The sequence below is a fragment of the Algoriphagus marinus genome (genome assembly GCF_001936475.1).
GTDB lineage: Bacteria > Bacteroidota > Bacteroidia > Cytophagales > Cyclobacteriaceae > Algoriphagus > Algoriphagus marinus.
Window position 1 is genome coordinate 556,483 of the sequence record NZ_MSPQ01000001.1, and the last position, 26,518, is coordinate 583,000.

The window sequence follows — 26,518 nt, forward strand, 5'->3', positions numbered from 1 at the left end:
AGCTTTTGCAATCTCAACAAAGATAATTATATGTAAAAAAAGAACACTAAAATTCAAATAAATGTTTGTTGTAGTTTTAGAAATTACTTCCCGACAAATTTCATCCTTATTTTTATCAAATTTGAATAACAAAAAATGCTCTTGATTGAAAAATCAAGAGCATTATAAAATTAATAAATATGAATATTACCCATTCATACTGATCAAAAACTCAGCATTGTCGCGGGTTCCCTTCATACGATTAAGTAAGAATTCCATAGACTCCTGAGAGTTCATATCACTCATCAATTTTCTAAGGATCCATACTCGCTGCATTTCTTCTTTATCCATCAAGAGATCTTCTCTTCTTGTACCTGATCCAAGTACATCGATAGCTGGATAGATTCTTCTATTGGCAAGCTTTCTGTCAAGTGCAAGTTCCATGTTACCTGTTCCCTTGAATTCCTCGAAGATTACCTCATCCATTTTAGAACCGGTCTCTACTAATGCAGTTGCTATAATGGTCAATGAACCACCATTTTCTACATTTCGAGCAGCTCCAAAGAATCGCTTTGGCTTGTGCAATGCGTTTGCATCCACACCACCGGAAAGGATCTTTCCAGAGCTTGGTACCACTGTGTTGTGAGCTCTTGCAAGTCTGGTGATAGAATCCAAAAGGATCACTACATCATGACCTACTTCTACCATACGCTTTGCTTTTTCGAGTACGATGTTAGAAACTTTCACATGTCTATCGGCAGTCTCGTCAAATGTGGAGGAGATTACCTCTGCATTTACCGATCGAGCCATATCCGTCACTTCCTCAGGGCGCTCGTCGATCAATAAGATCATCAAGTGAACTTCAGGGTGGTTTTTGGTAATTGCATTCGCAATCTGCTGTAGCAATACGGTTTTACCTGTTTTTGGCTGCGCCACAATCATTCCCCGCTGTCCTTTACCTATTGGAGCAAAGAGATCCAAAATCCGGGTAGAGTATTTATCAGGAGTAGTAGATAAGTTTAATCGCTCTTCAGGGAAAAGTGGAGTCAAGTACTCGAAAGGTACTCTGTCTCTGATTTCATCTGTAGTTTTTCCGTTTACTGTAGCAATTTTCAAAAGGGCAAAGTACTTCTCGCCTTCTTTTGGAGGGCGAATTGATCCTTTGATATGATCACCGGTTTTAAGTCCAAATAATTTCACCTGGCTAGGTGAAACATAAATATCATCTGGAGAAGCAAGGTAATTGTAATCCAATGAACGTAGGAAACCGTAACCCTCTTGCATCATTTCCAAGACGCCTTCATTATCGATTACCCCATCAAATTCTCTTGGGTGTACAAAAGATTTTTTTCGATTGGCCTGAGGTACAACTTCAGCAGCCGGCGCCATTACCTCATCCTGTGATTTGAAATTTTTTCTTTTAGGAAGTTCAACATCTTGCTCTGTTTTGGAATTGTTGAAGTCGGGCTGAGCTTCTTGAGGAGCAGCTGAAGTAGCTTCTTCTTCAAATACTTTTTTTCGAGGTCTAAAAAGTTTTGGTTCCTCAGCGGGAGCTTCGCTACTGGCTTTTCGTGCTGGTCGCTCCTGAGTTTGTTCTCTTTTTGGCTTCCATTCTTTGGCTTCCCTTGGTTCTGCCTCTGCTTTAGGAGCTGGACTTTCGCTCGGAGTAGAGGTTGGAATCTCAGTTACATTTTGCCGCTTGAATTTTGGCTTGTATTCTGGTTCTTCTGCAGCAGCGGGTGCTGGTGCTGGTTTTTTTGGTTCTTCAGCCTTCGGTTTTGATACTTCCGGTTCTGGGCTGTTTTCTACGATTGAAGGCTTCTTTTTTGGAAGTGCTTGCTCTGGGGTGATGGCTTGCTGATCAAGAATCGCATAGACGAGGTCGTCTTTTTTGAGTGATTTATGGTTTTTTACACCTAATTCCTCAGCGATTTCCTTCAGCTCAGACAGTAGTCTGATTCTGAGTTCTTCTATGTTGTACATAAAGAGGGTATGAAATAAATAGTAATATGAAATCCTGTTTTTGGGATCGTGAATGATTTTCTGAGCAAAAAAGATCTGCAGGAAATAATCAAACCAAAGCGGGCTGGTCTGCTCATGCACGGTGATACCACAATATTAACCTATGCTTTTGGATTTAGCAAATTTTTATTTTGTGAGAATAAAATCCACCCCTTATGCTAATACCTGACGGAGAATACTCATCGATTTCCATTCTCCGGGATTTTCCAAATGTTGGCTATAGAAATCAAGTAGATGGTCGAGGAGTTTTCTACGCAAACTTAATGTGACTTTTTGGTTGCAATGAAAGGACTCAGCCATGAGCGATTCCAAGTAGGATTTTGCTTCTGTAAGTTCTAGTGATGAGAAAGGCTGAGATCTGCTTTCATCCAAATAACCTATAGCCTGATCTGGAGCGAATCCCAGGAAAACAGCTTTTTCTAACAAAAAGACGATTGGAAATTGGCTTAATTTTGCATTGGGGCTATCCAATTCCAAAATTGATTCATCCAGAAAATCAAATAAATGCTCGTTTTGATAATTTTCAAAAATTGATTTTGTAATGACTTCCGTGATAAAAAGTGCGATTCCTGTTCTGGCAAAATCGAATGAAATTAGCTGATTGGCCCGCAATAGGCGAACCTCCGAGATTCGGTTTAGACTGGCATTTGATTTATCATAGACTACTAGATCCAGCATTGTCAAAGGTTGATAGAATGCCATTTTGGAATTTTTGCTATTCACTCGAACACCGTTTACCAGGTAGGATTTTAGCCCAAGCTCTCGCGTAAAAATTTTTACAATAATGCTCGTCTCTTTAAATTTCAGGGTGTTTAAAACAATGCCAGTCGTTTTCTTTAACATTTTCCTTTCCGATCCGAGAGCCTACTTTTCATCATTATTTCAAACCTTGTCTTCATAAAAGCATTTTCTGCACCTTGCTTCGTAAGTTTCCTTTTCCCCCAATACTACTTTAGTTTTGGTATTACTTAAGCGAAAAGAAAAGGCCGCCAAATCCCCACATTTCATACAGATTGCATTCACTTTTGTAACATACTCTGCAATGGCCATCAACTGCGGCATAGGCTCGAATGGGTTTCCTTCGAAATCCATGTCCAATCCAGCTAAGATTATCCGCTTTCCGGAATTAGCGAGTTTACGAACTACCGAAATGATCTGCTCATCAAAAAACTGAACCTCATCGATTCCAATGACATCGCAGTCACCGCTCATTAATAAGATGTCATCTGCAAAATTAACGGGAGTGGAGCGAATGGAACTTTCATTGTGGGATACCACGTCGGAATCATGATATCTTGTATCCACTTTTGGTTTGAAAATTTCAACTTTTTGCTTCGCAATCAAGGCACGGTTCAATCTGCGAATCAATTCCTCAGTTTTTCCAGAAAACATAGAACCGCAGATGACTTCAATCTGTCCTTTTCTTTCCGGATTCCTACTTCTGCCAATGGATGGTTCTATAAACATGGTAAACGCTTATTCGCTATACTTTATATGTGGAAATTTGTTGATATCTGCTACTCGCCCCACTAGCTTCCCTTCTAGGATTTGTACTTGGCAAGCGAGCCTTTCATTAGGCTTCAATCTTCCTTGTGTTTTAAATAGTATTTCTCGATCTGTCGGTTCAGTGAGATTTTCAATTCCTTCCTTGACTATGATTTTACAGGTTGTACAACGACCTTTTTTGCCACAGGCATGCATCCAGTCAATGCCATTTTGATGAATTATTTCGATAACTTTACCTCCATCACGAGGCACATCAATCGTAAGATTAAATAGATTCTCTATGACGATTTGTGGCATTTGTTCGTTGACCTTTGAAAACCATATAACTCTATGACAATTCAAATTAACAGCAATTATTTAGAAAAATACGCTCAAGACTATGCCGAACTGGTCTGCGACAAGGTTTTTGCCTCCAAACAGTTTGTCACAGGACAGGATATTATTGGGATGACAAATAGTGCTCAAGTCAATTTTTTTGTAATCAAAAGACTTTTTGAGCTCTGGCAATTGGAGCTTGAAAAATTAAAAAGTAATCCTTATTTCGATTACAGGGACATTACGGTACACGAAGCCTTGACTCAATTTATGAATGCCCTCTCTCGAAGAATCAAAGTTGAGCGGACATATCTTGAGCCTTTGGTAAAAAGTTCTGTGATGAATTCCATCATTCTTGCGATTGATCCAGTTTCGTTTTACCAAGAAGAAATTGGTAAGGCAGAGGATACGATGATCAACGATTATTTAAAAGAAAATCGGAAATATTATAAGTGGCACCTCCCGGTAGTTTCCTTCCTGATTGACAAGGCTGGCTTTGGTCATGATCGGCAGGCCTATTTGAAAGCTGTCGCTGCTAATTACCAAGTAATCAAGGAATCTCTTGAATCCAGTAATTTACTTTTGGCAACATTAGGCGAAATCAAAGCATTCGATTTAGATGCACTTCTACTGAAAAATGATTCCGTCGAGGTCGAAAGTCCAAGTCCAAAAGAAGAGTCAAAAGAACCAGAAAAATCATTTTTTGAAGAAATCCAAAATCAAGAGGAACCAGAACGAGAAAAGCCCACTCAATCAGAACCCATGATTAAGGAGCCATTAAATTCGGATGGAAAACTAAATGCTCAACGAATAAAAGCGAAGTTTGAGAAAGAATCTTATCGTGGGATGAAAGGGATGATCGGCGAGCTTTCAGAAAGTCTGGCAATCAATCAACGGATTATGTTTAGTAAGGAATTGTTTGAAGGGAATGCAGACCTCTTGAAACATGCATTAAAGTCCATCGATGAAGCAGGAAGTTTTGCGGGAGCAATTGACTTATTAAACTCAAGATTTGTGAATGAATTGAATTGGGAAGTAGATTCTGAAGTGGTAGAGGAATTTTTGGTTTTGGTGTATCGAAAGTTTGATTTGTAAGAAAGAAGTAGCTGAAGCCATCCCTTAAAAATCTCCCTTTTATAAACTAAAAAAATGGAATCATCTTTGCGGGAGTAAATATTGAAATGTGAATAAAAAATATTAATTAATCAATAACTTGGTGAAGTTTTGAAATTTTAAGAAAGACTGAGATTCATTTATTTTAACGCAAAAAGAGTAGAAATTCTCCTAATCGTAGGTAATTGATAGTTCAAATTCGAGTTATCTTGGTCATTTGTTTATATTTATTTTGTAATCTTAATTCAGAAACCCATATTTAGGTTTCAAGCCCAGTTTACTGAATGCAAGGATATTTAAAGCTTAGAAGACATGTGTTAGCCAAATTGAAGAGCGAACTGCCTCAATACCTTGCCTATCACGGAATGAATCATACACTAGATGTGCTCAATGTTTGTGAGCAGTACATCAGGAGAGAAAATCTTTCTGAGGAAGACAGATATCTTTTAAGAATAGGAGCAATTGTCCATGATATGGGATTTTTGATTGGTCCGGCAAACCATGAAGCAGTGGGAGCTGAGATGGCTGGGGTATTGATGAAAGATCTTGGAATGGAACAGCGAATAATTGATCAAGTAAAAGGCTTGGTCATGGCTACCAAAATTCCGCAAACACCTTTAAATTATCTCCAAAAAATCATTTGTGATGCAGATTTAGACTACTTGGGGAGAGATGACTATCCTACGATTAGTGTTAAGCTTTTTGCTGAATTAAAGCACATGAATATTATCACCACTGATCAGCAATGGAAAGATCTACAGATTAATTTTTTAAAGTCACATCATTTTCAGACGCCTTTTGCAATCAAAAACAGGGAGCCTAAGAAGCAATACTGGCTTAAAAAACTTTTGGATTCTTAACCTAATCTACCCAATTGCAGTGCTCTCGAACTATCCATCTTGATGAAGATAAATAAGAGCATTGTAAAAGACCACAAAGATGAGCCTCCATAACTAAAAAATGGCAATGGTATACCTACTACTGGAAACAGTCCAATAGTCATGGCTATATTGATCATGAAGTGGAACAGTAAGATCGAGATAACACTGTAGCCGTAGATTCTCGAAAATCTATTTTTTTGTCGCTCAGCCATAATTACTAATCGGTAGAGTAGGCCCACGAAAAGGGAAATTACCACCAAACTTCCGAGCCAGCCAAATTCCTCTCCAAGAGTGCAAAAGATAAAATCGGTGTGTTGCTCTGGGACAAAATCAAATTTTGTCTGTGTCCCTTGTAGATAGCCCTTGCCAGCTAACCCGCCAGAACCGATGGCTATTTTGGATTGAGTCACATTCCAACCCACTCCGAGCGGGTCGATATTCGGATCAAACAAAACCATGATCCTATTCTGCTGATGTTCTGGCAGTTTGGAGATCACAAAATCTAAACTGTATGTATATACGATAAGTCCAATTCCGATTAGGGAAAAAGCAATGATTCGCTGAGGAGTTCTTTTTCCAAGAAAAATCAAAATAATTGTAATTATGCTGATTCCAATTACAAGATAAATGTTGTTGTCAATACCAAGCGCCAAAAGAGTCAAAGCAATCATTCCAAACCCTAAGATAAAATAGTGCTGTGGCAAGCCCTCCCTGTAAAACATAAGAAGCAAGGAAAAATAGACCATTGCTGTACCCGTATCTGGCTGCAGGATAATCAAAGCAACTGGTAAAAGTAATACGCCGAAGGCCTGAAGTTGGTAGTTAGATTTGGAGAGATCGAAGGTTGGTCTCTCCATGACTTTAGCAAGAGCCAGAGCTGTTGCAAATTTGGCAAACTCTCCTGCTTGGATACGGACTGAGCCAAATCCAATCGAAAGCACCTGCCCGTTTACTTCTTTTCCTAAGAAAGGCGTCAGAAGCAATAATACTATGAATATCAGATAAATGGGGATCGCTAGATTTTCAAAAAGTCTATGATCAGCCGCCATAATCACGATAATGATTCCTATTGCTGTTCCAATCCAAACTAATTGCTTCCCGGAATTAATTGCAAAATCAAAAATACTCTTCTCTGCCTGACCATCGTAAACTGCAGCATAGATATTAAACCAGCCCACCATGACTAGTGAAAAGTAAATAATTACTGTTGCCCAATCGACTCGATTGATATTAATATCAGCTTCCCCTCTCATTAGTAAATGAAGTTACCTGCAAGGACGTAATCCTGAAGATCTAGTCGCTTCACTTCTCCTTGAATATATTTCTCGATCATCAATGAGGCTGTACTTGCCGCAGCTCGACCTCCCCATCCTGCATTTTCTACATAGACAGCAATTGCGATCTTTGGATCATCTTTAGGTGCAAATGCTATGAAAACGGAGTGATCTTCTCCATGAGGATTTTGGGCAGTTCCAGTTTTACCGGCGATGACCAAATCTTTCATGACAGCTCTATTTGCGGTACCGTAAAGTGCCGCCGCCATTGCTTCCTGGATTAGATCAAAATGCTTCGCATCTATCCCAACTTCATTTTTCACTAAGTACTCCTGTGGAATCAATGATTTGTCCCCATTAATAGATTTTACAAGGTGAGGCGTATAATAGTAGCCTTTATTTGCAAAAATTGCTGCGAGATTAGCCATTTGCAATGGAGTCACCTGCATTTCACCCTGACCTATAGATAAGGAATAGATGGTAGAATATTTCCACCTTCCTTCGCCATATACTTTGTCATAATATGCACCTGAAGGGATTGAACCTCCTTTTTCTCCTCTCATATCGATTCCTAACGTGGAACCAAGGCCAAATTTTGCCACTTTCTCTCTCCAATCTGTAAGGCCTATTTTAGTATCTGTAAACGTGTTGGAAGAAACTTCACGATTGATAATCTGACGAAATGCTTGGTGATAATAAGGATTGCATGAGTTTCGGATTGCACCGAATAAATCAACCGGTGAGGGGTGATTGTGACAAGCTACAAGCGACTTATTACAAGCAAAAGTCGTTGAGGGTAGCAAGATTCCATCTTGGAGGCCAATCAAACTTTGGACGATTTTAAAAATAGACCCTGGAGGATAAGTCGCCATAATCGGTCTATTAAATAATGGCTTGCTGATATCAGAATTCAATACTCTATAATTCTTACTGAATTCAGCCCCAGTGAGACTATTTGGATCATAAAAAGGAGCGGAGATCATAGCAAGGATTTCTCCTGTTTTAGGTTCTATTGCTACTACAGATCCTGTTTTCCCTTGCATAAGAAATTCTCCATACTTCTGGAGTTCCATATCTATGGTGGAGGTGATATTATTCCCTGCAACGGAGGCGGTATCATATTCCCCATCTTTAAAAGGACCTTTGTCTATTCCTCGGACATTGACCATTTTGTATTTCACCCCTTTGGTGCCCCGAAGATCCTTTTCGTAATAGTTTTCAAGCCCACTTAATCCTACATAATCTCCCTGAACATAGTAATGTGAGCTGTCTCTTTCGAGTTGTCTTCCACTTATTTCCCCAATATATCCCATCGCATGAGAAGCAATAGGGGATGGGTAGGATCGTATTGACCGAGTCATAATGAAAAGGCCAGGGTAGTCGATCAAAAAATCTTGAATTCGGGCAAAGTCTTCTGTGGAAATCTGCTTGATAAAAGTAGAAGGCTTAACCCAAGAATATTTTCGAGCAGCTGTATAGGATTCTATTAAAGTTTCTTTGGAGATTTTGAAAAGTTCCAGAAATCGTGTGGTATCCCTGACCTCAAATTCTTTTGGAACGATCATTAGGTCGAAAATGGGATTGTTGTAAACCAGCAATTTTCCATTTCTATCATATACCAATCCTCTATATGGATGATCAACGACGCGTTGAATCGCATTTCGCTCAGCTTTTTTCATAAAGCTGTCGTCGAGCACTTGGATGGTAAAAAGCTTAGTCAAAAGCACCGCACCAACCAAGAATATAAAAATTAGAATTACTAGTGGTCTTTGGTCGTTCATCAGATTCCTCTCCTTCTTTTGAAGAATAGCAGTTGTACAATAATAGCCAAAATGACCGTAAAAATCGATGAGAAGAAGCTTTTGTTAAGGACATTTAAGATTCCTCCTGTACCCCACTGGTCAGCCAAAAAGAAAACCAGGCAAAAGGCAAAAACCAATGGAAGTGAGTAAGTTAAAAACCAACCAAATCCCATTTCAGAGATGGTTGGATCTGTGGTGTCATCATATCCTCCTGTTGGAGAAATGATCTTCAGCCAAAAGGGTCTTATAAATGCAAGAAATGTAGCTGCGAGTGCATGCATTCCGAGTGTATCGTAAAATACATCAATCATTAAACCAATCCCAAAGCTGACAAGAAGTAGGGAAATATTGGGGATCGTGATCGGTAAACTTAAAATAGCCAAGAGGTAAAGAAAGCAGAATGCAATACCAAAAAGAGCTAGATTCTTGAGTAGTAGTATCTGAACTAGCCCGAGAATTAGTACTAAAAATGAATAGGTGATTAATCTTTTAAAATTCATCCTGAATTTTTGATTGCTGATTTAAAGAATCGCGCTCACTGAGTTCTGTATTTTCTACCAAGTAGACATATTTTACCTTACTAAAATCAGTGCTGAGATCGATCAAAATATCTAGGTAATTAGGATCACCAGTTTGATTAATACTTGAGATAATACCTATGGGTATGCCTTCCGGGAAGACCGCATTGAACCCGGAGGTCACTATTGTGTCTCCGGCCTGAGCGGTCACATGCCTTGGAATATAGAGCATTTTAGCCTGTCGAGAGTTTTTGCCATCCCAATTTACTGTGCCAAATACACCATTTGATTTGATTTTTGAGGAGACAAGCAAACCGGTATTTAGTAATGAGATTACTACTGCATAATTCGTTGAAACTGACTTAACTCTACCCACAACTCCCTCCTGATTAAAAACTCCCATTCCAGGTTTGATACCATCTTTTTCACCTTTATTGATGGTTAAATGGTTCTGGGAAAAACGAAGCGAATTACCGACAATCCTTGCGCCTTTAAATTCAAAAGAAACCTTTAAAGTAGAGTCCAATTCAATTCTAGCACTATCTGGAATTAATTTGATGGCTTTCAACTCTTCGGTGAGTTTGGCATTCTCCTCCAAGAGTGCCTCATTTTCCTTGGCTAAAGAAAAGAAGTCTACTACATCAGATTGGGTTTTGAGAACAGATCCTATGACAGCTGAAGAACTATTGAAGAAAGCGGCACCCTGAGGAGAATTGTTAGCAACTATTAACCAGATCGCCAACACTTCTAGTAATGCGAATAAAAGAAAAGACCTTAAGCCGTAAAGGAATTGTAGGATGCGTAGCATTCAGGGTTTATGTCATCAATACTGTTCGGAAATTTTGTATGTTTTTCAAGGCAGTTCCAGTACCACGAACAACTGCTCGAAGTGGATCTTCCGCAATGTGGATTGGCAATTTAGTCTTCTGATGAAGCCTTTTGTCCAATCCTTTCAGCAAAGCTCCACCGCCTGTCAAATGAATTCCATTGTCATAAATATCTGCAGAAAGTTCAGGAGGAGCAATTTCCAAAGCTTTCAAAACTGCTTCTTCAATTTTTGATACAGACTTGTCCAATGCAAAGGCGATCTCTGAGTAAGAAACCTTTATGACTTTAGGAATACCTGTCATCAAATCACGACCTCTAATCTCATAATCCTCTGGAGGCTCATCCAATTCAGTGAGAGCAGAACCGATTGCGATTTTTACTTTTTCAGCGGATCGCTCCCCGATCAACAAATTATGCTGACGGCGCATATAATCCAGAATATCTTTAGTGAAAGTATCTCCAGCAACTCGAATGGACTGATCTGCGACTATACCTGATAGCGCGATCAAGGCAATTTCAGTTGTACCACCTCCTATGTCCACGATCATTGATCCCATAGGTTTCTCGATATCTATACCAATACCAATAGCGGCTGCAATAGGTTCAAAAATCATATAGACCTCTTTTGCGCCAGCATGCTCCGCAGAGTCTCTTACAGCTCTTTTTTCCACTTCCGTGATTCCTGAAGGGATACAAATTACCATTCGGTGAGATTGGGGGAACATTCCTTTCTTTTGACCAGGGATCATTTTGATCAATCCTCTAATCATTTGTTCAGCTGCATAGAAGTCGGCAATCACTCCATCTTTTAGAGGGCGGATTGTTTTGATATTTTCATGCGTTTTTTCATGCATGTTCATTGCCTCGCGTCCAACAGCGAGAACCCGATTATTGGTTTTATCAATTGCTATAATTGACGGTTCATCTACTACTATTTTATCCTTGTGGATAATCAGCGTATTTGCTGTACCTAAATCTATTGCGATATCACTAGAGAAAAAATCGAAGAATCCCATGTTGGAGTGTTAGTTGACTGGTATTTTGGAGTTGAATGCTTAATATACTGTCTAGAGACGTATTATTAACGGAGGTCGGCAAAATTATTATGTTATGCTGACAAATCTGAAAGAATCGGTTTTTTTTTTCACTATTTAATCTTTAAAAATAGAAGTTGAGATTTCCATTGTTTGATTTGGATCGTAATTGCATTTAAATGTATGATTTTTCACCTCCATTGTTTTTACTATAAAAATATTTTACCTTTGTCCCGTATTCGAAAGTTTCTGGAGGGGACCAAATGTCCCCTCTTTCATTATACCTATCATGACTGAGTTAAAAAGATCGATTCAAGAGATTATTGAAAAGCATCTACCCGATGAGAATCATTTCATTGTGGATGTAAATCTGTCTGAAAAATCTGGAAAAACACTTCTTGGTATTTTGATAGATTCCGATTCAGGAGTAACGATACAAACATGTGCAAAACTCAGCAGAGCAGTTTCTGAAGAATTGGAAGCTAAAGAAATGATGCCAGATGCCTATGTGCTGGAAGTGTCTTCTCCTGGGGTGGACTATCCACTTAACAGTAGAAGGCAATATCAGAAAAATATAAACCGAGAGTTAAAAATCACACTGACTAATGGTGAGGAAGTTACAGGGAAATTGCTTGAAGTAGGTGACACCGAGGTTAAACTTTCGGTAAAAAAGAAAGAAAAAGGCAAAAAGGCCTCGGAAGAAGAACTTCAGGTTCCTTTCGAAAAAATGAAGAAATCAATTGTACAAGTATCTTTTAAATAATTCAAATGGATGCCAAAGTCTTAATAGAATCCTTCGCAGAATTTGCGAGATCTAAAAATGTGGATCGCCCTACGATGATCCGTATCTTGGAAGATGTGTTCAGAGCGATGATTCGCAAGAAGTTTGAAACAGATGAAAACTTCGATGTGACTATTAATGCTGACCAAGGTGACTTGGAGATATTCCGTATCAGAGAGATTGTCGATGACAACTCCGAGGATATTTGGGATTTTGATAAAATCAGTTTCACTGAAGCCCGAAAAATCGAACCTGATTTTGAAATCGGAGAAGAAGTTTATGAGAAAATCGAACTAGAGGAATTTGGGAGAAGAGCTGTTCAAATGGCTCGTCAGACGCTTATTCAGCGAATCAAAGACCTAGAAAAAGATATTCTCTATAGTAAATATGAGGAACTTGTAGGAGAAATTATCACTGCCGAAGTATACCAGATTCTGGGAAGAGAGATATTATTGATGGATCAGGACGGAAATGAATTGATCCTACCTAAAGGGGAGCAGATTCCGAAAGATCGATTCCGCAAAGGCGACAGTGTCAAAGCTATCGTACACAGAGTGGATATGACAAATGGAAATCCCAAAATTATCCTTTCCAGGACTTCCCCGGTTTTCCTTGAAAGATTATTTGAGAATGAGGTTCCCGAAGTATATGATGGATTGATTACAATCATCAAGATTGTAAGAGAGCCAGGAGAGCGAGCTAAAGTCGCTGTAGAATCATATGATGATCGAATTGATCCGGTAGGGGCTTGTGTTGGAATGAAAGGTTCTCGAATTCACGCAGTCGTAAGAGAATTGCAAAATGAGAATATTGATGTGATCAACTATACCGAGAACTTAGACTTGTATGTGACTCGGGCATTAAGTCCTGCAAAAGTTTCTTCTATTACGGTGAATCAAGAAACTAAGCGTATTTCAGTATTCTTGAAGCCGGATCAGGTTTCTTTAGCAATCGGAAAAGGTGGCTATAATATAAAGCTGGCAAGCCGATTAGTGGGATTTGAAATAGATGTCTTCCGTGAGTTGAATGAATACGAGGAGGAAGATGTGGATCTTTTGGAATTCGTAGATGAAATTGATGGTTGGATCATAGACGAATTGAAGAAAACAGGATTGGATACTGCTAGGAGTGTATTAACTCTTACAAAAGAAGATTTAACAAGAAGAACAGAATTGGAAGAGGAAACTGTAGAAGAGATTTTCAGAATCCTCAGACAAGAATTTGAACAATAAATCGGGCTAAGGCTTCGATAATTACCTATATTTTACTTAAGATTTCGAAAGAGGTTTTTGCTTATGTCAGAAGAAAAAATGATGCGATTAGGCCAAGTAGCCAGAAAGCTCAACGTGGGTACCGCAACCATCGTGGAGACTTTGGCCAAAAAAGGCTATGAGGCGGAGAATAATCCGAATTTCAAAATAAATATGGAGCAGGTAGAACTGCTTAATAAGGAATTCAAATCTTCTGCACTGGATAAGGAAGAGGCATCTCACCTCTCGATAGGCAAGCGGCATGAGCCGATTTCGATAGAGTCTGAGACTCCAAAAGAGGAGCCTAAACCAGAGCCCAAGCCAGAGCCGAAGCCTGTTGTACCTGCGGTTACTCCAAAACCAGAGCCTGCTCCAGCACCAGCACCTGCTCCAAAGCCGACCCCAGTTCCCGCGCCTACCCCGGCTCCTGCAGCCAAAGAAGAGCCTAAGGTGTCTCCTGAAGCAGAAAAAGTATCCCCTGAAGCACCAAAATTGGAAGGGATTAAAGTTTTGGGTAAAATCGATTTGAGCAAAAATGTCGCTCAGCCTCAAAAGAAAAAGTACGGGAATCAGTCCCAAGGCCATAGAAAGCAAGAAAGACCCGAACAGCCTAGAAAACAGGAAACCAAATCACCAACTGCTGCTCCTAAGCCAGTAGAGGCACAAAAGCAACAAAAACCACAAGAGCAAAAAGCTAAACCAGCACCGCAGATTCAAAAAGAAGCACCGGTCCCTACAGTGCCTGCTCAGGAGCAAGTTATTTCGGCTAAAGCAGATTCATTAAAAGGGCTTACGGTACTTGGGAAAATTGAGTTACCTGCTGACAGACCAAAGAAAAAAGGAGGTCCTGTAGCATCTTCTGATGAGCGGGGTAGAGATAAAAAACGCCCTAGAAAAAGAATTGATAAACCCGGAGCTCCAGGGGGAAATCGTCCTGGAGGCCAAGGTCAAGGAAATCGTCCTCAAGGTGGAAGTCCAAGACCTGCTGGAAACCAACAGCGAGGCGGACAGCCTGTCAGGGTACAGAAAGCTGAGCCTACTCAGAAAGAAATTCAAGATCAAATCAAACAGACTCTTGCAAGACTTCAAGGCAAATCCGGAGGAAAGGGTAAGAGTAGAAGAGATAAAAAGACAGAAAGGGTAAGAGACCCTGAGATGGAGTCTGAAGAGGCAAAAATCTTAAAGGTGACCGAATTCATCTCGGCAAACGATCTTGCTGCATTGATGGATGTCTCAGTCAACCAGATTATCTCTGCATGTATGTCTCTCGGTATGTTCGTTTCGATCAACCAACGATTGGATGCAGAAGCAATTACAATCATTGCTGATGAATTTGGATATGATGTCGAATTTACCAAATCAATTGAGGACGAGTTGGAAGCGGAAGCCGAAGATTTACCGGAAGATTTGGTTGAGCGAGCTCCAATTGTGACCATCATGGGCCACGTAGATCACGGTAAGACATCCTTACTTGATTACATTAGAATGTCCAAAGTGACGGCAGATGAGGCTGGTGGAATTACACAGCACATCGGCGCCTATGATGTGACTACTAAGACAGGGCATAAAATTGCGTTTCTGGATACGCCAGGTCACGAGGCTTTTACAGCGATGAGAGCTCGTGGTGCTAAAATCACAGACGTTGCCATTATCGTGATAGCAGCTGACGACAGCATCATGCCTCAGACCAAAGAAGCTATTAATCATGCTCAGGTTGCAGGCGTTCCTATGATTTTTGCGATCAACAAAATAGATAGGCCAAATGCAAATCCTGCGAAGATCAAAGAAGAGTTAGCAAATATGAACCTCTTAATTGAGGAATGGGGAGGAAAATATCAGTCTCAAGATATCTCAGCCAAAACCGGTGAAGGTGTTGATGAGCTTTTAGAAAAAGTTTTGCTTGAATCTGAAGTTTTAGAACTTACAGCTAATCCTGATAAAAATGCAGCTGGAACCGTAATTGAAGCCTCCTTGGATAAAGGAAGAGGTTATGTTTCGACCATTATGGTTCAAGCAGGTACTTTGAAAATTGGAGATATAATTCTTGCTGGCAAGCATTACGGTAGAGTAAAGGCAATGTTTGACCATAAGGGCAAGAAACTCAAAGAAGCTGGTCCATCTACTCCAGTTCAGGTATTAGGTCTTAGTGGCGCCCCTCAAGCGGGAGATACGATCAAAGTTTATGATACTGAACGCGAGGCTAGAGATATCGCTAACTCGCGAGAGCAAATCCAAAGAGAGCAGAGTATACGGACCAAGAAACACATCACGTTGGATGAAATCGGACGTAGATTGGCCATTGGATCATTTAAGGAATTGAATATCATCATCAAGGGTGACGTGGATGGATCTGTGGAAGCACTTTCCGATTCATTATTAAAACTATCTAAGGATGAGGTTAAAGTAAGTATCATTCATAAAGGAGTGGGTCAAATTTCAGAATCTGATGTCCTTTTGGCTTCAGCTTCCGATGCGATTATCATTGGTTTCCAAGTGAGACCTTCTTCGAATGCGAAGAAACTTGCTGAGCAGGAAGAGATTGAAATTCGTCATTACTCTATTATCTACGATGCGATTAACCAAATCAAGGATGCTATCGAGGGAATGCTTGAGCCAGAATTTGAAGAAGTTATCACTGGTAATATCCAAGTTAGAGAGGTCTTCAAAATCACCAAAGTGGGTACTGTTGCAGGTTCATATGTTACAGATGGTTTTATCACCAGAAAGAACAAGATTCGTGTGATCCGAGACGGTATTGTAATACATGAGGGTGAGATTGACCAATTGAAGCGATTCAAAGACGATGTGGCTGAAGTGAAAGCTGGATATGAGTGTGGTATCTCAATCAAAAACTTCAATAATATAGAAGTGGACGATACGATCGAAGGTTACGAAATGAAAGAAATTAAGCGTAAAAAGTAATAAAGCTTAAAATATACTATGAAAAAAGGAACTGAATTTCAGTTCCTTTTTTACATTTAGGGTATGTGGATTACAATGATAGTTTTTTTTAAACTAGTTCTAGGATTTTGTTTGTTGAGCCTGATTGCAGGATTGATTAAGCCTGTATACGTATTATGGTTTCTAGATCGAATGAATAGATTAGACGTCCTAACCTATTACGGTATCCCAAGTGTTTTGATCGGAGGCCTTCTTTTTCTGCTGTAATCCAAAAAAAACAGAATAAAAATCTGCTTTTATTTCTTGAGACAACCTGGTACTGGCTAATTGAAAAGAATATTAGATTATTATTTGGCATAATTGAGAAAATTATGTTTGATTTGAGTCTCAATTCTAATCCTGTGAAAAAAGCAGTTGCTATCGCTTTATTTGTCTGCTTTGCCATTTATCATTTTGGATATTATGCTTTTTATTTAACGTATCAACGTCATATAGAGGGGCAATGGGTTAAACAGATTTACGACGAACAACTTCAAGACTATTCAGAAATATTGATAGAAGTGCCACTATCAATACCCTACATGGCTAATCAGGATGATTTTCGACCTACAAATACCCCATTTGAAAAAGATGGAAAGTATTTTCGTGTGGTGAAGCAGCGCTACCAAAATGATACATTACAGCTTATTGCTGTGCCCGATACCGCGAGAAAAGTTTTGGATAGTACAGTTAAAAAGTGGATTTCATTTCTTACGGATGATGAAATCCCTCAAGATCAAAAAAGCAAGACGTCCATTAATTTACTAGTTAAAGATTATATTCAAACAGAAAAATATAACTTAGAGTTTATTAAAGTCATTAAAGAAATTAACTCGCCTGAGTTTGTTTCTTCTATTTATAGCAATCCGTTTTTTAGACTTACAAGCCCCCCTCCTCAAATCGGATAATTTCTTATTTACTTTTCAGCTTTTTGATTCTCTCGAATTTCTTTCGAGAGCACTTGGTGTTATGCGCCACTTCGAGTTGAAAGCATTCACTGAGAAAAAGTTTTTTATTAAGAATTTAATTATTAAGAAATTATCTATTCTATCATGAAAAAATACAAGTATATATTTTGGACGTTGGCCTTAATTACTTTCGTGGATTTTAATTCAAACGCTCAAGGCTGCGTGGCTATCAGACAATTTTCTGGACTCGGCAATGCTGTCGGGCAAGGCAATATTTTGAATAAAGGTGAGTGGAACATCAGTGCCAATTACCGTTATTTCAAGTCTTTCAGACATTTCCGTGGTACCGAGCAAGAGCATGACCGCTTGACTGATCACACCGAAGTGATCAATAAGCAGCATGGCTTAGATATCAACATCAGCTATGCCTTTTCGGAAAGATTGTATGGAATCTTTTCACTTCCTACACAATACAATGAACGAAGTTCGCTTTATGAACACGGGAGAACTGAGCGACATACCACTTATTCTAAAGGACTTGGGGATATCCGAATTGGAGCTGGTTATTGGCTGCTTTCCGGGGAAAAAGCAAAAAAAGGGAATACAGCTATCGGACTGGGAATAAAATTCCCAACCGGAGATTATTCAGCGACTAGTACCTTTTACAATCAAGGTGAAAACGGAATCCAAGAGATTAAAACGGTGGATCAATCCATACAGTTAGGAGATGGGGGCACTGGTTTAATTATTGATTTTCAAGGGCTCTGGAATATTGGTAGTACCAACTTCTGGTATTATGACGGATTCTATATGTTTAATCCAAAAGAGAAGAACGGCACACCGACCAATAGAAGACGTGAAAATGAAGCCATCATGAGTGTTCCAGACCAGTTTGCACTTAGGACAGGTGTTTTCAGGTCCCTTGAGAAAATTCACGGTATGGGGATTTCGCTTGGAGGTAGAGTCGAAGGTATTCCAGTTCGGGATGCGATAGGAGGTAGTGATGGGTTTCGAAGGCCAGGGTATATTATTTCAATAGAGCCAGGAATTAGCTACATGAAAGGGAATGTAACAGGCACCTTGAATGTACCGGTAGCCTTATTTAGAAATAGAACTCAAAGTATCCCGGATATCGAAAATTCCACACCTACTGAAATTGTCCACGGTGATGCTGCTTTTGCAGATTATCTGATCAATTTCACACTTGCAATTAGAATTCCTAAGAAAGCAACTGAATTATTCAACGCTTTATAGAATGGTAAAAAGTCAAAGGGCCTTTAAGGGTTCTTTGACTTCCTTTTTAAGACTTTTTGTAGCTAATACCATTAATGAAATCGCAAGTATAAATAGAAGGGAGGCGATTAATGATAGGACATACACTTCATCCTGAAAGTTTTTCCAGGCAAACAATCCAAGCGAGGCCAGGGTCACTGTGAACATGAAAAACATGGGAATCGTCACGAAGAGCGCATTAACCTTTTTCTTGATCAACCATACTGCTATAGTAAGCAATGCTAGTGCTGCCAGCAATTGGTTTGCCGAACCAAAGATTGGCCAAAGGGTGGTGAATTCTCCAGAAAGCAGAAGAAGAATCGAAAAAATAACCACGACTCCTGTGGAAACAAATCTGTTTTTGGCAACAAACTGAGCCACAGGCTGGGGTACATCTTCAAAATATTCCTGAAGGGTAAATCTGGCAAGACGGGTACAAGTGTCAAGCGTCGTCAAAGCGAAAGCCGAAACCGTCAAAGCGACAAAGCCTACGGCAAAATTTTCTGAAACTCCCAAAGTGGAAATCATCCCTCCTAAGCCGGTTGAAAACAATGATACCGGTCCCTCACCTGCAAGGCGGGCAGTGTATTCGCCTTTAGTCAAAACTATGACAGCACCCACTGAAATTATTGCTAGAAATGATTCAATCAGCATTCCCCCAAACCCAACAACTTTCGCATCACTTTCTTTATCCAGTTGCTTGGAAGTGGTACCTGAGGCAACTAATGAATGAAAGCCACTAATTGCACCACAGGCAATGGTCACAAATAACACAGGAAAAATATACCCTAGGTTCTCATTGGAAATGGTAATTTCATTGGACATTTGAATATCAGGGTTTGATACAAATACCCCTAAAACTGCGGCGATGATCATCCCATAAAGTAAAAAGCTGTTCAAATAGTCCCTTGGCTGAAGTAACATACTGACTGGAGTTACCGATGCCAGAAATGCATACCCCAATAGGGCAAGAATCCAGATTTTGTAATCGAGAACAAATGGAAGCTGCATTCCTAGATAGACGAAATAGTACATTAGGATCACTCCAACAACAGTCAATATGATGAATGCTACTTTTCTATTTCCCACTAATCTATTTACAACTCCGAAAGCAATTGCCAACAGGATGAAAAGAATGGAAGCAGATGCCACACCTGGGTTGCTTACAAATGTTTTAGCAATGATGTCTGAAAAAACCCCAATAACTAGAATTAAGGTAGAAAAACTGAAAATGATAAAAAGCTGCTTTCCCTTTATTCCGATTTGGTTTCGAATGATGACTCCGATGGATTTACCATCTGATTTCAATGAGGAAGCCATACTTCCAAGATCGTGAACTGCACCAAAAAAAATACCTCCAACCAAAATCCAAATTACTGCTGGAATCCAACCAAATGTCACCGCGATAATTGGCCCTACAATTGGTCCAGCTCCCGCGATGGACGCAAAGTGATGGCCGAGAACGACTATCGGTTTACTTGGTTCATAATCAATTCCATCACGATGAGTATGGGATGGGGCAGGATGATCGTCATTTAATCCAAACTTTTTATAGACATACCTTCCATAAAAGCGATATGCTAGGAGTAGAATTACTGCTGAAATAATAAGAAGAAATGACAAACTCATGGGCTTTCTTGGAGAGTTGTGATTGATTCTTTTTAGAATCAAGATTTATTTCAAGATAAGGAAATCTATTTGTTGAAATCTCAAATAAAAGGATTGCCGTCCTCTCAATCTTTGATCACAGCTCTAAATTCAGATTTTTATCGAATCAAACAAAGTATTATCCTTTGCTTGAGTTCTTTCCCTTTTAACTATGGTACATTTGCGGGACTGATGGAAATAAAAGAATTCAACTATTCCGCGAATTTTTGCGAAGAAAATATATGGCACCTGTGCCAAAATCAAGAGTTGGTAGGGTTTTCGAAAAAAGTACTTATCATTTCCAATGCAAAAAGAAATTGCCCTTTTAAATTTCAGAAATCAATCAATGGAGATGAGGTAGTTTGGTGGAATTATCATGTGGTTTTATTGGCTGATAACAAGGATTCAGCATTTATTTATGATTTTGATTCAACCCTGCCGGTGCCTTCAACTGCAAAAGAATATTTCTCTAAAACTTTTGATTTTAGCATAAATGAGGGTGTGATAGATTCTCCATATTTCAAGATTATAGATTCTGACACTTATCTGGATTCATTTAATTCGGATAGAGGTCATATGAAAGACTCTTTTGGAAAATGGCTTTCTGAACCACCTAAATGGCAAATTATTGGAGGGGGCGGGGAACTACCATTGCCTGAATTATTGGATTTTACAGAAAGTAGTAAACACCAGATTTATAATCTTGATGAGATTTGGTCTCATGAACTGTCTTAATGCAAAGAATTTCGTCTAAATATTAATAGTTAAAATCTGGCAACTACCTGACATAAATTCTATTGTTAGGGGCAATCAATGCTCCTATTCAAATCTCCCTAAAAACTAGTTTGGAATATTTTTCAGGCTAATTTTTTGTGGATTTTATTTACCAGATATAAGGGCTAAATTTGTAACCTTTGATTTTTCAAACAAAATAAAAACTCAATATGGCTTGGTTTAAAAGAACTGATAAAGGAATTAAAACTTCGACCGCAGAGAAAAAAGATGCCCCCGACGGTCTTTGGTTTAAGACCCCAAACGGAAATATTATCCATACCCGAGAGCTCAAAAACAATTCTTACGTATGTCCAGACGATGATTTTCACGTTAAAATAGGCTCCAAAGAATACTTTGAAATTCTTTTTGATGGGAACAAATTCAAAGAATTGGATCTGAATATGAAATCTGGGGATCCATTGAAATTTGTAGACACCAAGCCTTATGGTTCTCGAATTGAAGCGACAATTACTAAAACTGAGCTAAATGACGCAGTAAGAACAGCTGTGGGAAAGATGAATGGCTTAGATTTAGTTGTTGCCTGTATGGATTTCAACTTTATTGGAGGATCAATGGGGTCTGTTGTTGGAGAGAAAATCGCTAGGGCCATAGACCATTCTTTGAAAAATAAAATCCCTTTCCTAATGATCTCCAAGTCAGGAGGGGCAAGAATGATGGAGGCTGGATTTTCCTTAATGCAAATGGCAAAAACTTCCGCTAAGCTTGCATTGCTAGATCAAGCAGGAATTCCTTATATATCTTTGCTGACAGATCCTACAACCGGTGGAGTTACAGCTTCCTATGCCATGCTAGGTGATTTTAATATTGCAGAACCTGGTGCCTTAATTGGTTTTGCTGGTCCTAGAGTAATTCGTGAAACTATCGGGAAAGATCTTCCAAAAGGATTTCAAAGTTCAGAGTTTGTTTTAGAACACGGATTCCTTGATTTCATCATCGATAGGAGGCAGTTGAAATCCAGACTTACAACTTTGTTAAACCTCTTGAACAATTAATCAGTTATAAAATTCAAGAGTATTAAAAATCAGGTCAAATTTGAATGATAATTTGGCCTGTATTAGTGATTAATAAATATATTTGTGCTCCCATATCGGGGTCAATCCATAAGAAAAATTAAACCAAAATTTCATGGGTTCTGTAATTATTACTTCCATTGTAGCATTTACCGTTATCATATTGCTACTGGTTTTTATTCTCCTTTTCGCTCAGTCTAAGCTTGTAGCTTCTGGAGATGTCAACATTATTATCAATGGAGACACAAGTTCACCGATCGTTACTTCGGCTGGTACTACGCTTTTATCCACTCTAGGTGGGCAGAAGATTTTTCTTCCTTCCGCTTGTGGAGGAGGAGGTACCTGTGCAATGTGTAAGTGTATCGTCGAAGAAGGTGGAGGAGAAGTCCTTCCTACTGAAGTCGGTCACCTTAGTCGAGCCGAACAGCAAAGTAATGTTCGCCTAGCTTGCCAAGTCAAGGTAAAAAACGACATGAAGATTCGGGTTCCTGAGGAAATCTTCGGCATTAAAAAGTGGGAATGCGAGGTAGTTTCAAACTACAACGTATCCACGTTTATTAAAGAATTCAAAGTAAAATTGCCTGAAGGTGAGACGCTTGATTTCGAATCAGGAGGATATATTCAGATTGATGTACCTGCGATTACTGTTAATTTCAAAGGCATGGACATCACTCCTCATCCGGATTTGGGTCACCCTGCGGATGTATATCAGAGCGATTGGGATAAATTTGGATTGTGGGATTTAGTCATGAAAAATGACGAGGAACTCTTCAGAGCATATTCCATGGCCAATCATCCAGCAGAGGGTAATATTGTCATGCTGACGATTCGTATTGCTACTCCACCTTGGGATCGTGCGAATAACAGATGGATGGATGTAAATCCAGGAGTTTGTTCTTCCTATGTGTTCTCTAGAAAGCCAGGTGATAAAGTAATGATCTCTGGTCCTTATGGAGAATTCCATATCAATCCGACTCAACGAGAAATGATCTATATCGGAGGAGGAGCAGGAATGGCGCCTTTAAGATCTCATATTTTCCATCTTTTCCACACGGAAAAAACTGATCGAAAAGTGTCTTATTGGTATGGTGGAAGATCTAAGAAAGAATTATTCTACACGCCTCAATTTAGAGATATTGAGAAAGATTTCCCTAATTTCCAATTTAATATTGGTCTTTCAGAACCACTACCTGAGGACAATTGGAAAATAAAGAAATCACTTGACGATAAAGAAGGAGATGGATATGTAGGCTTTATCCACCAAGTTCTTTATGATAACTATTTAAAAAATCATCCTGAGCCAGATGAGGTTGAATATTACCTTTGCGGTCCTCCTTTGATGAATGCTGCGGTATTAAAACTGTTAGATGATCTAGGAATTCCACAGGAAAACATCAGATTTGATGATTTCGGAGGTTAATAAAAATTTAGAATCCCGCTTCGGCGGGATTTTTTATTTAAGAACCATTTTTCATTATTTTTACCTCACACCATAGCCTAGTATGACTATTCAATCCTATTTTGATCCTGTAGCGGAATTCCTTTGGCAAAAAAAATTCCCTGACAGTTCGTTCTTTAAACAAATTCATTTCTACGGGGAAGAATTTCCCGATTTAAAAGGAGTTCAAATTGCCCTTGTCGGTTTAAAGGAGAATCGTGGAGCGCTGAAAGTAGAAAGTGCGAATCGTGGCAGTACAGAAATCCGTGAAAAACTGTATGAATTAAAGCGTGGCTTAGGATCCTATCGAGTAGCAGATTTGGGGGATTTAATTTCCGGTGAGACAATTCAGGAAACCTATTCTAAAATGCAGGAAGTAGGTGAGTACTTAATGAAAAATCAGATTCTTCCAGTCTATTTTGGGGGTTCTCATGACATGGACTACGGGCAATATTTGTCCTACGAGAAGATGAAGAAACTGGTCAGTCTCTTGACGGTGGATTCCAAATTCGATATGGAGGAAGAGGGCCCTAAGGTTGATCAGCATACTCAAGACATCATTTTACATCAGCCAAATTTCCTCTTTTCCTATTCTCATCTTGGTTATCAGAGTTTTTTGGTTGATCCCACTTTGATTAATGTTTTGGAGAAACTCTATTTTGAGCATGTACGATTAGGAGCTTTGCGGTCCGAATTTAAAGAAGTGGAGCCTCTGATTCGAAATGCTGATTTATTGAGTTTTGACATCTGCGCTATCCAATCTGCAGATGCTCCGGGTGCATTGGATGCTCAGCCTTTTGGTCTTACCGGAGAGGAGGCATGTCAGATTTGCTGGTTTGCAGGGACGAATGAAAAGCTTTCCTCCATAGGTATTTATGGCTACGAGCCTTATTATGATGATGCACCTAATAAAACCGCTAAAGTTATTGCTGTGATGATTTGGTATTTTCTTGAGGGGTTTTATTCAAGAAAAGACAGCCTTTCATTTAAAAGTAGTGATTATATTAAATACACGGTTTCGCTGGACGCAAAACCAAATAATCTCGTCTTCTATAAAAGTAAACGAAGTGGTAAATGGTGGTTGGAAATTCCGGTTAGCGATACAGAAAAATTTGATCGAATGAGTATCGTGCCTTGTAGCTATGCCGATTATCAACTCGCTCAAAAAGGAGAGATTCCAGAGCGATGGATTAATGCCCAGATTAAATTGCTTTGATGAAAGTCTTTAGTAAGCAGCAACTGGCTTTGAGAAATGGGCAGGACAAACCTGAGATTTGGGTCGCTTATAAAGGAATAATCTACGATGTTTCTGACTCAAGACTCTGGCGAAACGGGAAACATTATGAGCACTGGGCTGGTCAGGATTTGACCGAGGAACTTTCAGATGCTCCTCATACAGAAAAAGTTTTTGAAAAGTTTGAGCCCATTGGGCAGTTAGCATGATATTAATAGCAGATAGTGGCTCCAGTAAAACTGATTGGAGAGTTATCCATCAAGATGGACGAGTAAGCCAGCATAGAGGAGTTGGTTTTAATCCCTATTACCAGACCTCGGAGGAAATGGCTATTCAAATGCGGCATGATTTCCTTGTTAACCTGGAAAGCGAGATTAAAGAAATTTATTATTACGGAGCAGGATGCTCAAGTCCTGATCGAAAGGCTGAAGTTGTAGCCGCTTTGAGGACTATTTTTCCAAATTCAATGATTTTAGTGGATCATGATCTCGCAGCAGCAGCCAAAGCTACTTGTGGTCATCAGCCCGGTATTGCATGTATTTTGGGGACGGGTTCAAATAGCTGTGACTACGACGGGAAATCCATCATAGATACCAAACCAGCACCCGGATATATACTTGGTGATGAAGGAGGAGGAGGGTATGTGGGTAGAAAATTTCTAAGTGATTTTATTCATGATGAAATGCCAATTCACATTAAAGAAGAGCTTTTAAATAAATTCTCTCTCACTGCGACAACTATTCAAGAGCATGTGTATCAGAAACCTTTTCCCAATCGATATATGGCTAGCTTTTGCAGATTTATTTCTGAACACAAATCAGATCCTTATTGCTATATGCTTTACTATAATTCCTTTCAGGACTTTTTTAAAAAGCATGTTATGAAATATTCAAACTATCAGGAGAAGCCCGTAAATTTTGTAGGATCAATTGCTTATTATAATAGTGACATTCTCCGCAAAGCTGCATTTGACGCTAAGATTTCAGTTAACTTAATCATTGAAAGCCCAATTGCAGGTTTGACACTTTATCATCAAGAAGCCCTATGAAAGTAACTGAAAGTACCTCACTTTATGATAACCTTGAGCGTATGGAGGTAATCGAACTGCTTCAAAATATCAATCAGGAAGATCAAAAAGTACCTTTGGCGGTAAAGGAAGTTATTCCAATCATCGCAAAACTAGTTGAAGCTGTAGTTCCTCGGATGGAGCGAGGTGGCAGATTGATTTATATTGGAGCGGGGACGAGTGGCAGACTAGGTATTTTGGATGCATCTGAATGTCCCCCGACCTACGGAGTGCCATTTGACTGGGTTATAGGTTTGATCGCTGGAGGGGATAAAGCTATTCGAAAAGCTGTTGAAAATGCCGAGGATGATTCAGAACAAGCTTGGAAGGATATTTTAGAATACGGTTTCAATGTCGATGATACGATAATTGGAATTGCAGCTTCTGGATCAACTCCCTATGTCATCGGAGGGGTGAAAAACGCTAGGAAAAATGGACTCCTTACCGCAAGTATTACCTGTAATCCGAATTCGCTTTTATCCAAAGAAGTGGATTATGCAATCGAAGCTGTGGTTGGACCTGAATTTGTCACAGGAAGTACCCGAATGAAAGCGGGTACTGCTCAAAAGTTGGTTTTGAATATGATTTCCACGACAGTTATGATTAAGCTTGGACGGGTTAAAGGGAATAAAATGGTGGATATGCAGCTTTCAAATGCGAAATTAGTTCAGCGTGGAACAAATATGATCATGGAAGCTACTGGATTGGATGAAGCTACCGCCAAAAGCCTTTTGCTAAGCGAAGGTTCTGTCCGAAAAGCAACAGCTTATTTTTACAGTAAAAAGCAGTAATTGAATTTTTGTAAGCTATAGTATTTTATCTGATGATTGGGCGTATCTTTGCAGCCCGAATAAGAGGTTGAAAACCAATCCTTTATTAATTCACAATCAAATCCAGCAGTGATG

General features: G+C 39.3%; 24 protein-coding genes. 14 read left to right on the forward strand and 10 right to left on the reverse strand.

Annotated elements, in window-relative coordinates; translation table 11 throughout:
- Positions 1 to 186: 186 nt before the first annotated feature.
- From rho to BVC88_RS02305, 4 genes are all read right to left on the reverse strand, one after another.
- The gene (gene rho / locus BVC88_RS02290; RefSeq protein ID WP_075349021.1) at positions 187 to 1,962 is read right to left on the reverse strand and encodes a transcription termination factor Rho; all 1,776 of its coding nucleotides are present in this window, start codon (positions 1,960 to 1,962) and stop codon (positions 187 to 189) included.
- A 192-nt stretch (positions 1,963 to 2,154) separates the two neighbouring features.
- Positions 2,155 to 2,844, reverse strand: coding sequence for a DNA repair protein RecO (gene recO, locus BVC88_RS02295; protein ID WP_075349022.1), 690 nt, complete (start codon positions 2,842 to 2,844; stop codon positions 2,155 to 2,157).
- Between the two features lie 39 nt (positions 2,845 to 2,883).
- On the reverse strand, positions 2,884 to 3,468 hold the full coding sequence (locus tag BVC88_RS02300) for a thymidine kinase (RefSeq protein ID WP_075349023.1): 585 nt from the start codon (positions 3,466 to 3,468) through the stop codon (positions 2,884 to 2,886).
- A 9-nt stretch (positions 3,469 to 3,477) separates the two neighbouring features.
- The gene (locus BVC88_RS02305) at positions 3,478 to 3,804 is read right to left on the reverse strand and encodes a 2Fe-2S iron-sulfur cluster-binding protein (protein ID WP_075349426.1); all 327 of its coding nucleotides are present in this window, start codon (positions 3,802 to 3,804) and stop codon (positions 3,478 to 3,480) included.
- A 33-nt stretch (positions 3,805 to 3,837) separates the two neighbouring features.
- Between BVC88_RS02305 and BVC88_RS02310 the strand changes: the two genes are divergently transcribed.
- Both BVC88_RS02310 and BVC88_RS02315 read left to right on the forward strand, forming a co-directional pair.
- Positions 3,838 to 4,917 carry a hypothetical protein gene (locus tag BVC88_RS02310; protein WP_075349024.1) on the forward strand — a complete coding sequence of 360 codons (1,080 nt, stop codon included), beginning with the start codon at positions 3,838 to 3,840 and terminating at the stop codon, positions 4,915 to 4,917.
- A 302-nt stretch (positions 4,918 to 5,219) separates the two neighbouring features.
- Positions 5,220 to 5,795 (forward strand): HD domain-containing protein, encoded by a 576-nt coding sequence (locus BVC88_RS02315; RefSeq protein ID WP_075349025.1) that lies wholly within the window; start codon positions 5,220 to 5,222, stop codon positions 5,793 to 5,795.
- Here the strand turns inward: BVC88_RS02315 and rodA are convergent.
- Genes rodA through BVC88_RS02340 form a run of 5 tightly spaced genes read right to left on the reverse strand, consistent with a single transcriptional unit; the run spans position 5,792 to position 11,254 of the window.
- Positions 5,792 to 7,069 carry a rod shape-determining protein RodA gene (rodA, locus tag BVC88_RS02320; protein WP_075349026.1) on the reverse strand — a complete coding sequence of 426 codons (1,278 nt, stop codon included), beginning with the start codon at positions 7,067 to 7,069 and terminating at the stop codon, positions 5,792 to 5,794. The two genes, BVC88_RS02315 and rodA, sit on opposite strands and share 4 nt — an antisense overlap.
- Complete coding sequence (gene mrdA, locus BVC88_RS02325) at positions 7,069 to 8,871, reverse strand: penicillin-binding protein 2 (protein ID WP_075349027.1); 1,803 nt, start codon at positions 8,869 to 8,871, stop codon at positions 7,069 to 7,071. Before mrdA ends, rodA begins: the two co-directional genes overlap by 1 nt.
- Positions 8,871 to 9,392: a rod shape-determining protein MreD gene (locus tag BVC88_RS02330; protein WP_075349028.1), complete on the reverse strand. Its 522-nt coding sequence runs from the start codon at positions 9,390 to 9,392 to the stop codon at positions 8,871 to 8,873. Before BVC88_RS02330 ends, mrdA begins: the two co-directional genes overlap by 1 nt.
- Positions 9,382 to 10,218, reverse strand: coding sequence for a rod shape-determining protein MreC (gene mreC / locus BVC88_RS02335; RefSeq protein ID WP_075349029.1), 837 nt, complete (start codon positions 10,216 to 10,218; stop codon positions 9,382 to 9,384). The genes BVC88_RS02330 and mreC overlap by 11 nt, the downstream gene beginning before the upstream one ends.
- A 7-nt stretch (positions 10,219 to 10,225) precedes the next feature.
- Positions 10,226 to 11,254 carry a rod shape-determining protein gene (locus BVC88_RS02340; protein WP_075349030.1) on the reverse strand — a complete coding sequence of 343 codons (1,029 nt, stop codon included), beginning with the start codon at positions 11,252 to 11,254 and terminating at the stop codon, positions 10,226 to 10,228.
- A 307-nt stretch (positions 11,255 to 11,561) separates the two neighbouring features.
- Between BVC88_RS02340 and BVC88_RS02345 the strand changes: the two genes are divergently transcribed.
- The 5 genes from BVC88_RS02345 (at position 11,562) to BVC88_RS02370 (ending at position 18,405) form a co-directional block, all read left to right on the forward strand.
- On the forward strand, positions 11,562 to 12,035 hold the full coding sequence (locus tag BVC88_RS02345; RefSeq protein ID WP_075349031.1) for a ribosome maturation factor RimP: 474 nt from the start codon (positions 11,562 to 11,564) through the stop codon (positions 12,033 to 12,035).
- Between the two features lie 5 nt (positions 12,036 to 12,040).
- Positions 12,041 to 13,285 carry a transcription termination factor NusA gene (gene nusA / locus BVC88_RS02350; protein WP_075349032.1) on the forward strand — a complete coding sequence of 415 codons (1,245 nt, stop codon included), beginning with the start codon at positions 12,041 to 12,043 and terminating at the stop codon, positions 13,283 to 13,285.
- A 63-nt stretch (positions 13,286 to 13,348) separates the two neighbouring features.
- Positions 13,349 to 16,225 carry a translation initiation factor IF-2 gene (infB, locus tag BVC88_RS02355; protein WP_075349033.1) on the forward strand — a complete coding sequence of 959 codons (2,877 nt, stop codon included), beginning with the start codon at positions 13,349 to 13,351 and terminating at the stop codon, positions 16,223 to 16,225.
- A 380-nt stretch (positions 16,226 to 16,605) separates the two neighbouring features.
- The gene (locus BVC88_RS02365) at positions 16,606 to 17,151 is read left to right on the forward strand and encodes a hypothetical protein (RefSeq protein WP_075349427.1); all 546 of its coding nucleotides are present in this window, start codon (positions 16,606 to 16,608) and stop codon (positions 17,149 to 17,151) included.
- 144 nt (positions 17,152 to 17,295) lie between these two features.
- A complete protein-coding gene (locus tag BVC88_RS02370) occupies positions 17,296 to 18,405 on the forward strand; it encodes a transporter (protein WP_075349035.1) in 1,110 nt (369 codons plus the stop codon).
- A gap of 12 nt (positions 18,406 to 18,417) precedes the next feature.
- Here BVC88_RS02370 and BVC88_RS02375 read toward each other — a convergent pair whose 3' ends face one another.
- The gene (locus tag BVC88_RS02375; protein ID WP_075349036.1) at positions 18,418 to 20,052 is read right to left on the reverse strand and encodes a carbon starvation CstA family protein; all 1,635 of its coding nucleotides are present in this window, start codon (positions 20,050 to 20,052) and stop codon (positions 18,418 to 18,420) included.
- Between the two features lie 111 nt (positions 20,053 to 20,163).
- Between BVC88_RS02375 and BVC88_RS02380 the strand changes: the two genes are divergently transcribed.
- The 7 genes from BVC88_RS02380 to murQ all read left to right on the forward strand — a co-directional run bounded on the left by BVC88_RS02380 (position 20,164) and on the right by murQ (position 26,404).
- Positions 20,164 to 20,805 (forward strand): protein N-terminal glutamine amidohydrolase, encoded by a 642-nt coding sequence (locus BVC88_RS02380; RefSeq protein ID WP_139316505.1) that lies wholly within the window; start codon positions 20,164 to 20,166, stop codon positions 20,803 to 20,805.
- A gap of 209 nt (positions 20,806 to 21,014) precedes the next feature.
- Entirely contained in the window at positions 21,015 to 21,857 is an 843-nt protein-coding gene (accD, locus tag BVC88_RS02385; protein ID WP_075349038.1) for an acetyl-CoA carboxylase, carboxyltransferase subunit beta, read from the forward strand.
- Between the two features lie 133 nt (positions 21,858 to 21,990).
- Positions 21,991 to 23,295, forward strand: coding sequence for an NADH:ubiquinone reductase (Na(+)-transporting) subunit F (gene nqrF, locus BVC88_RS02390; protein ID WP_075349039.1), 1,305 nt, complete (start codon positions 21,991 to 21,993; stop codon positions 23,293 to 23,295).
- 82 nt (positions 23,296 to 23,377) lie between these two features.
- Positions 23,378 to 24,529, forward strand: a complete 1,152-nt coding sequence (locus BVC88_RS02395) for a formimidoylglutamase (RefSeq protein ID WP_075349040.1) — start codon at positions 23,378 to 23,380, stop codon at positions 24,527 to 24,529.
- On the forward strand, positions 24,529 to 24,756 hold the full coding sequence (locus tag BVC88_RS02400) for a cytochrome b5 domain-containing protein (protein ID WP_075349041.1): 228 nt from the start codon (positions 24,529 to 24,531) through the stop codon (positions 24,754 to 24,756). The genes BVC88_RS02395 and BVC88_RS02400 overlap by 1 nt, the downstream gene beginning before the upstream one ends.
- Entirely contained in the window at positions 24,753 to 25,595 is an 843-nt protein-coding gene (locus tag BVC88_RS02405) for an N-acetylglucosamine kinase (protein WP_075349042.1), read from the forward strand. The genes BVC88_RS02400 and BVC88_RS02405 overlap by 4 nt, the downstream gene beginning before the upstream one ends.
- On the forward strand, positions 25,592 to 26,404 hold the full coding sequence (gene murQ / locus BVC88_RS02410; protein WP_075349043.1) for an N-acetylmuramic acid 6-phosphate etherase: 813 nt from the start codon (positions 25,592 to 25,594) through the stop codon (positions 26,402 to 26,404). The genes BVC88_RS02405 and murQ overlap by 4 nt, the downstream gene beginning before the upstream one ends.
- Positions 26,405 to 26,518: the final 114 nt, after the last annotated feature.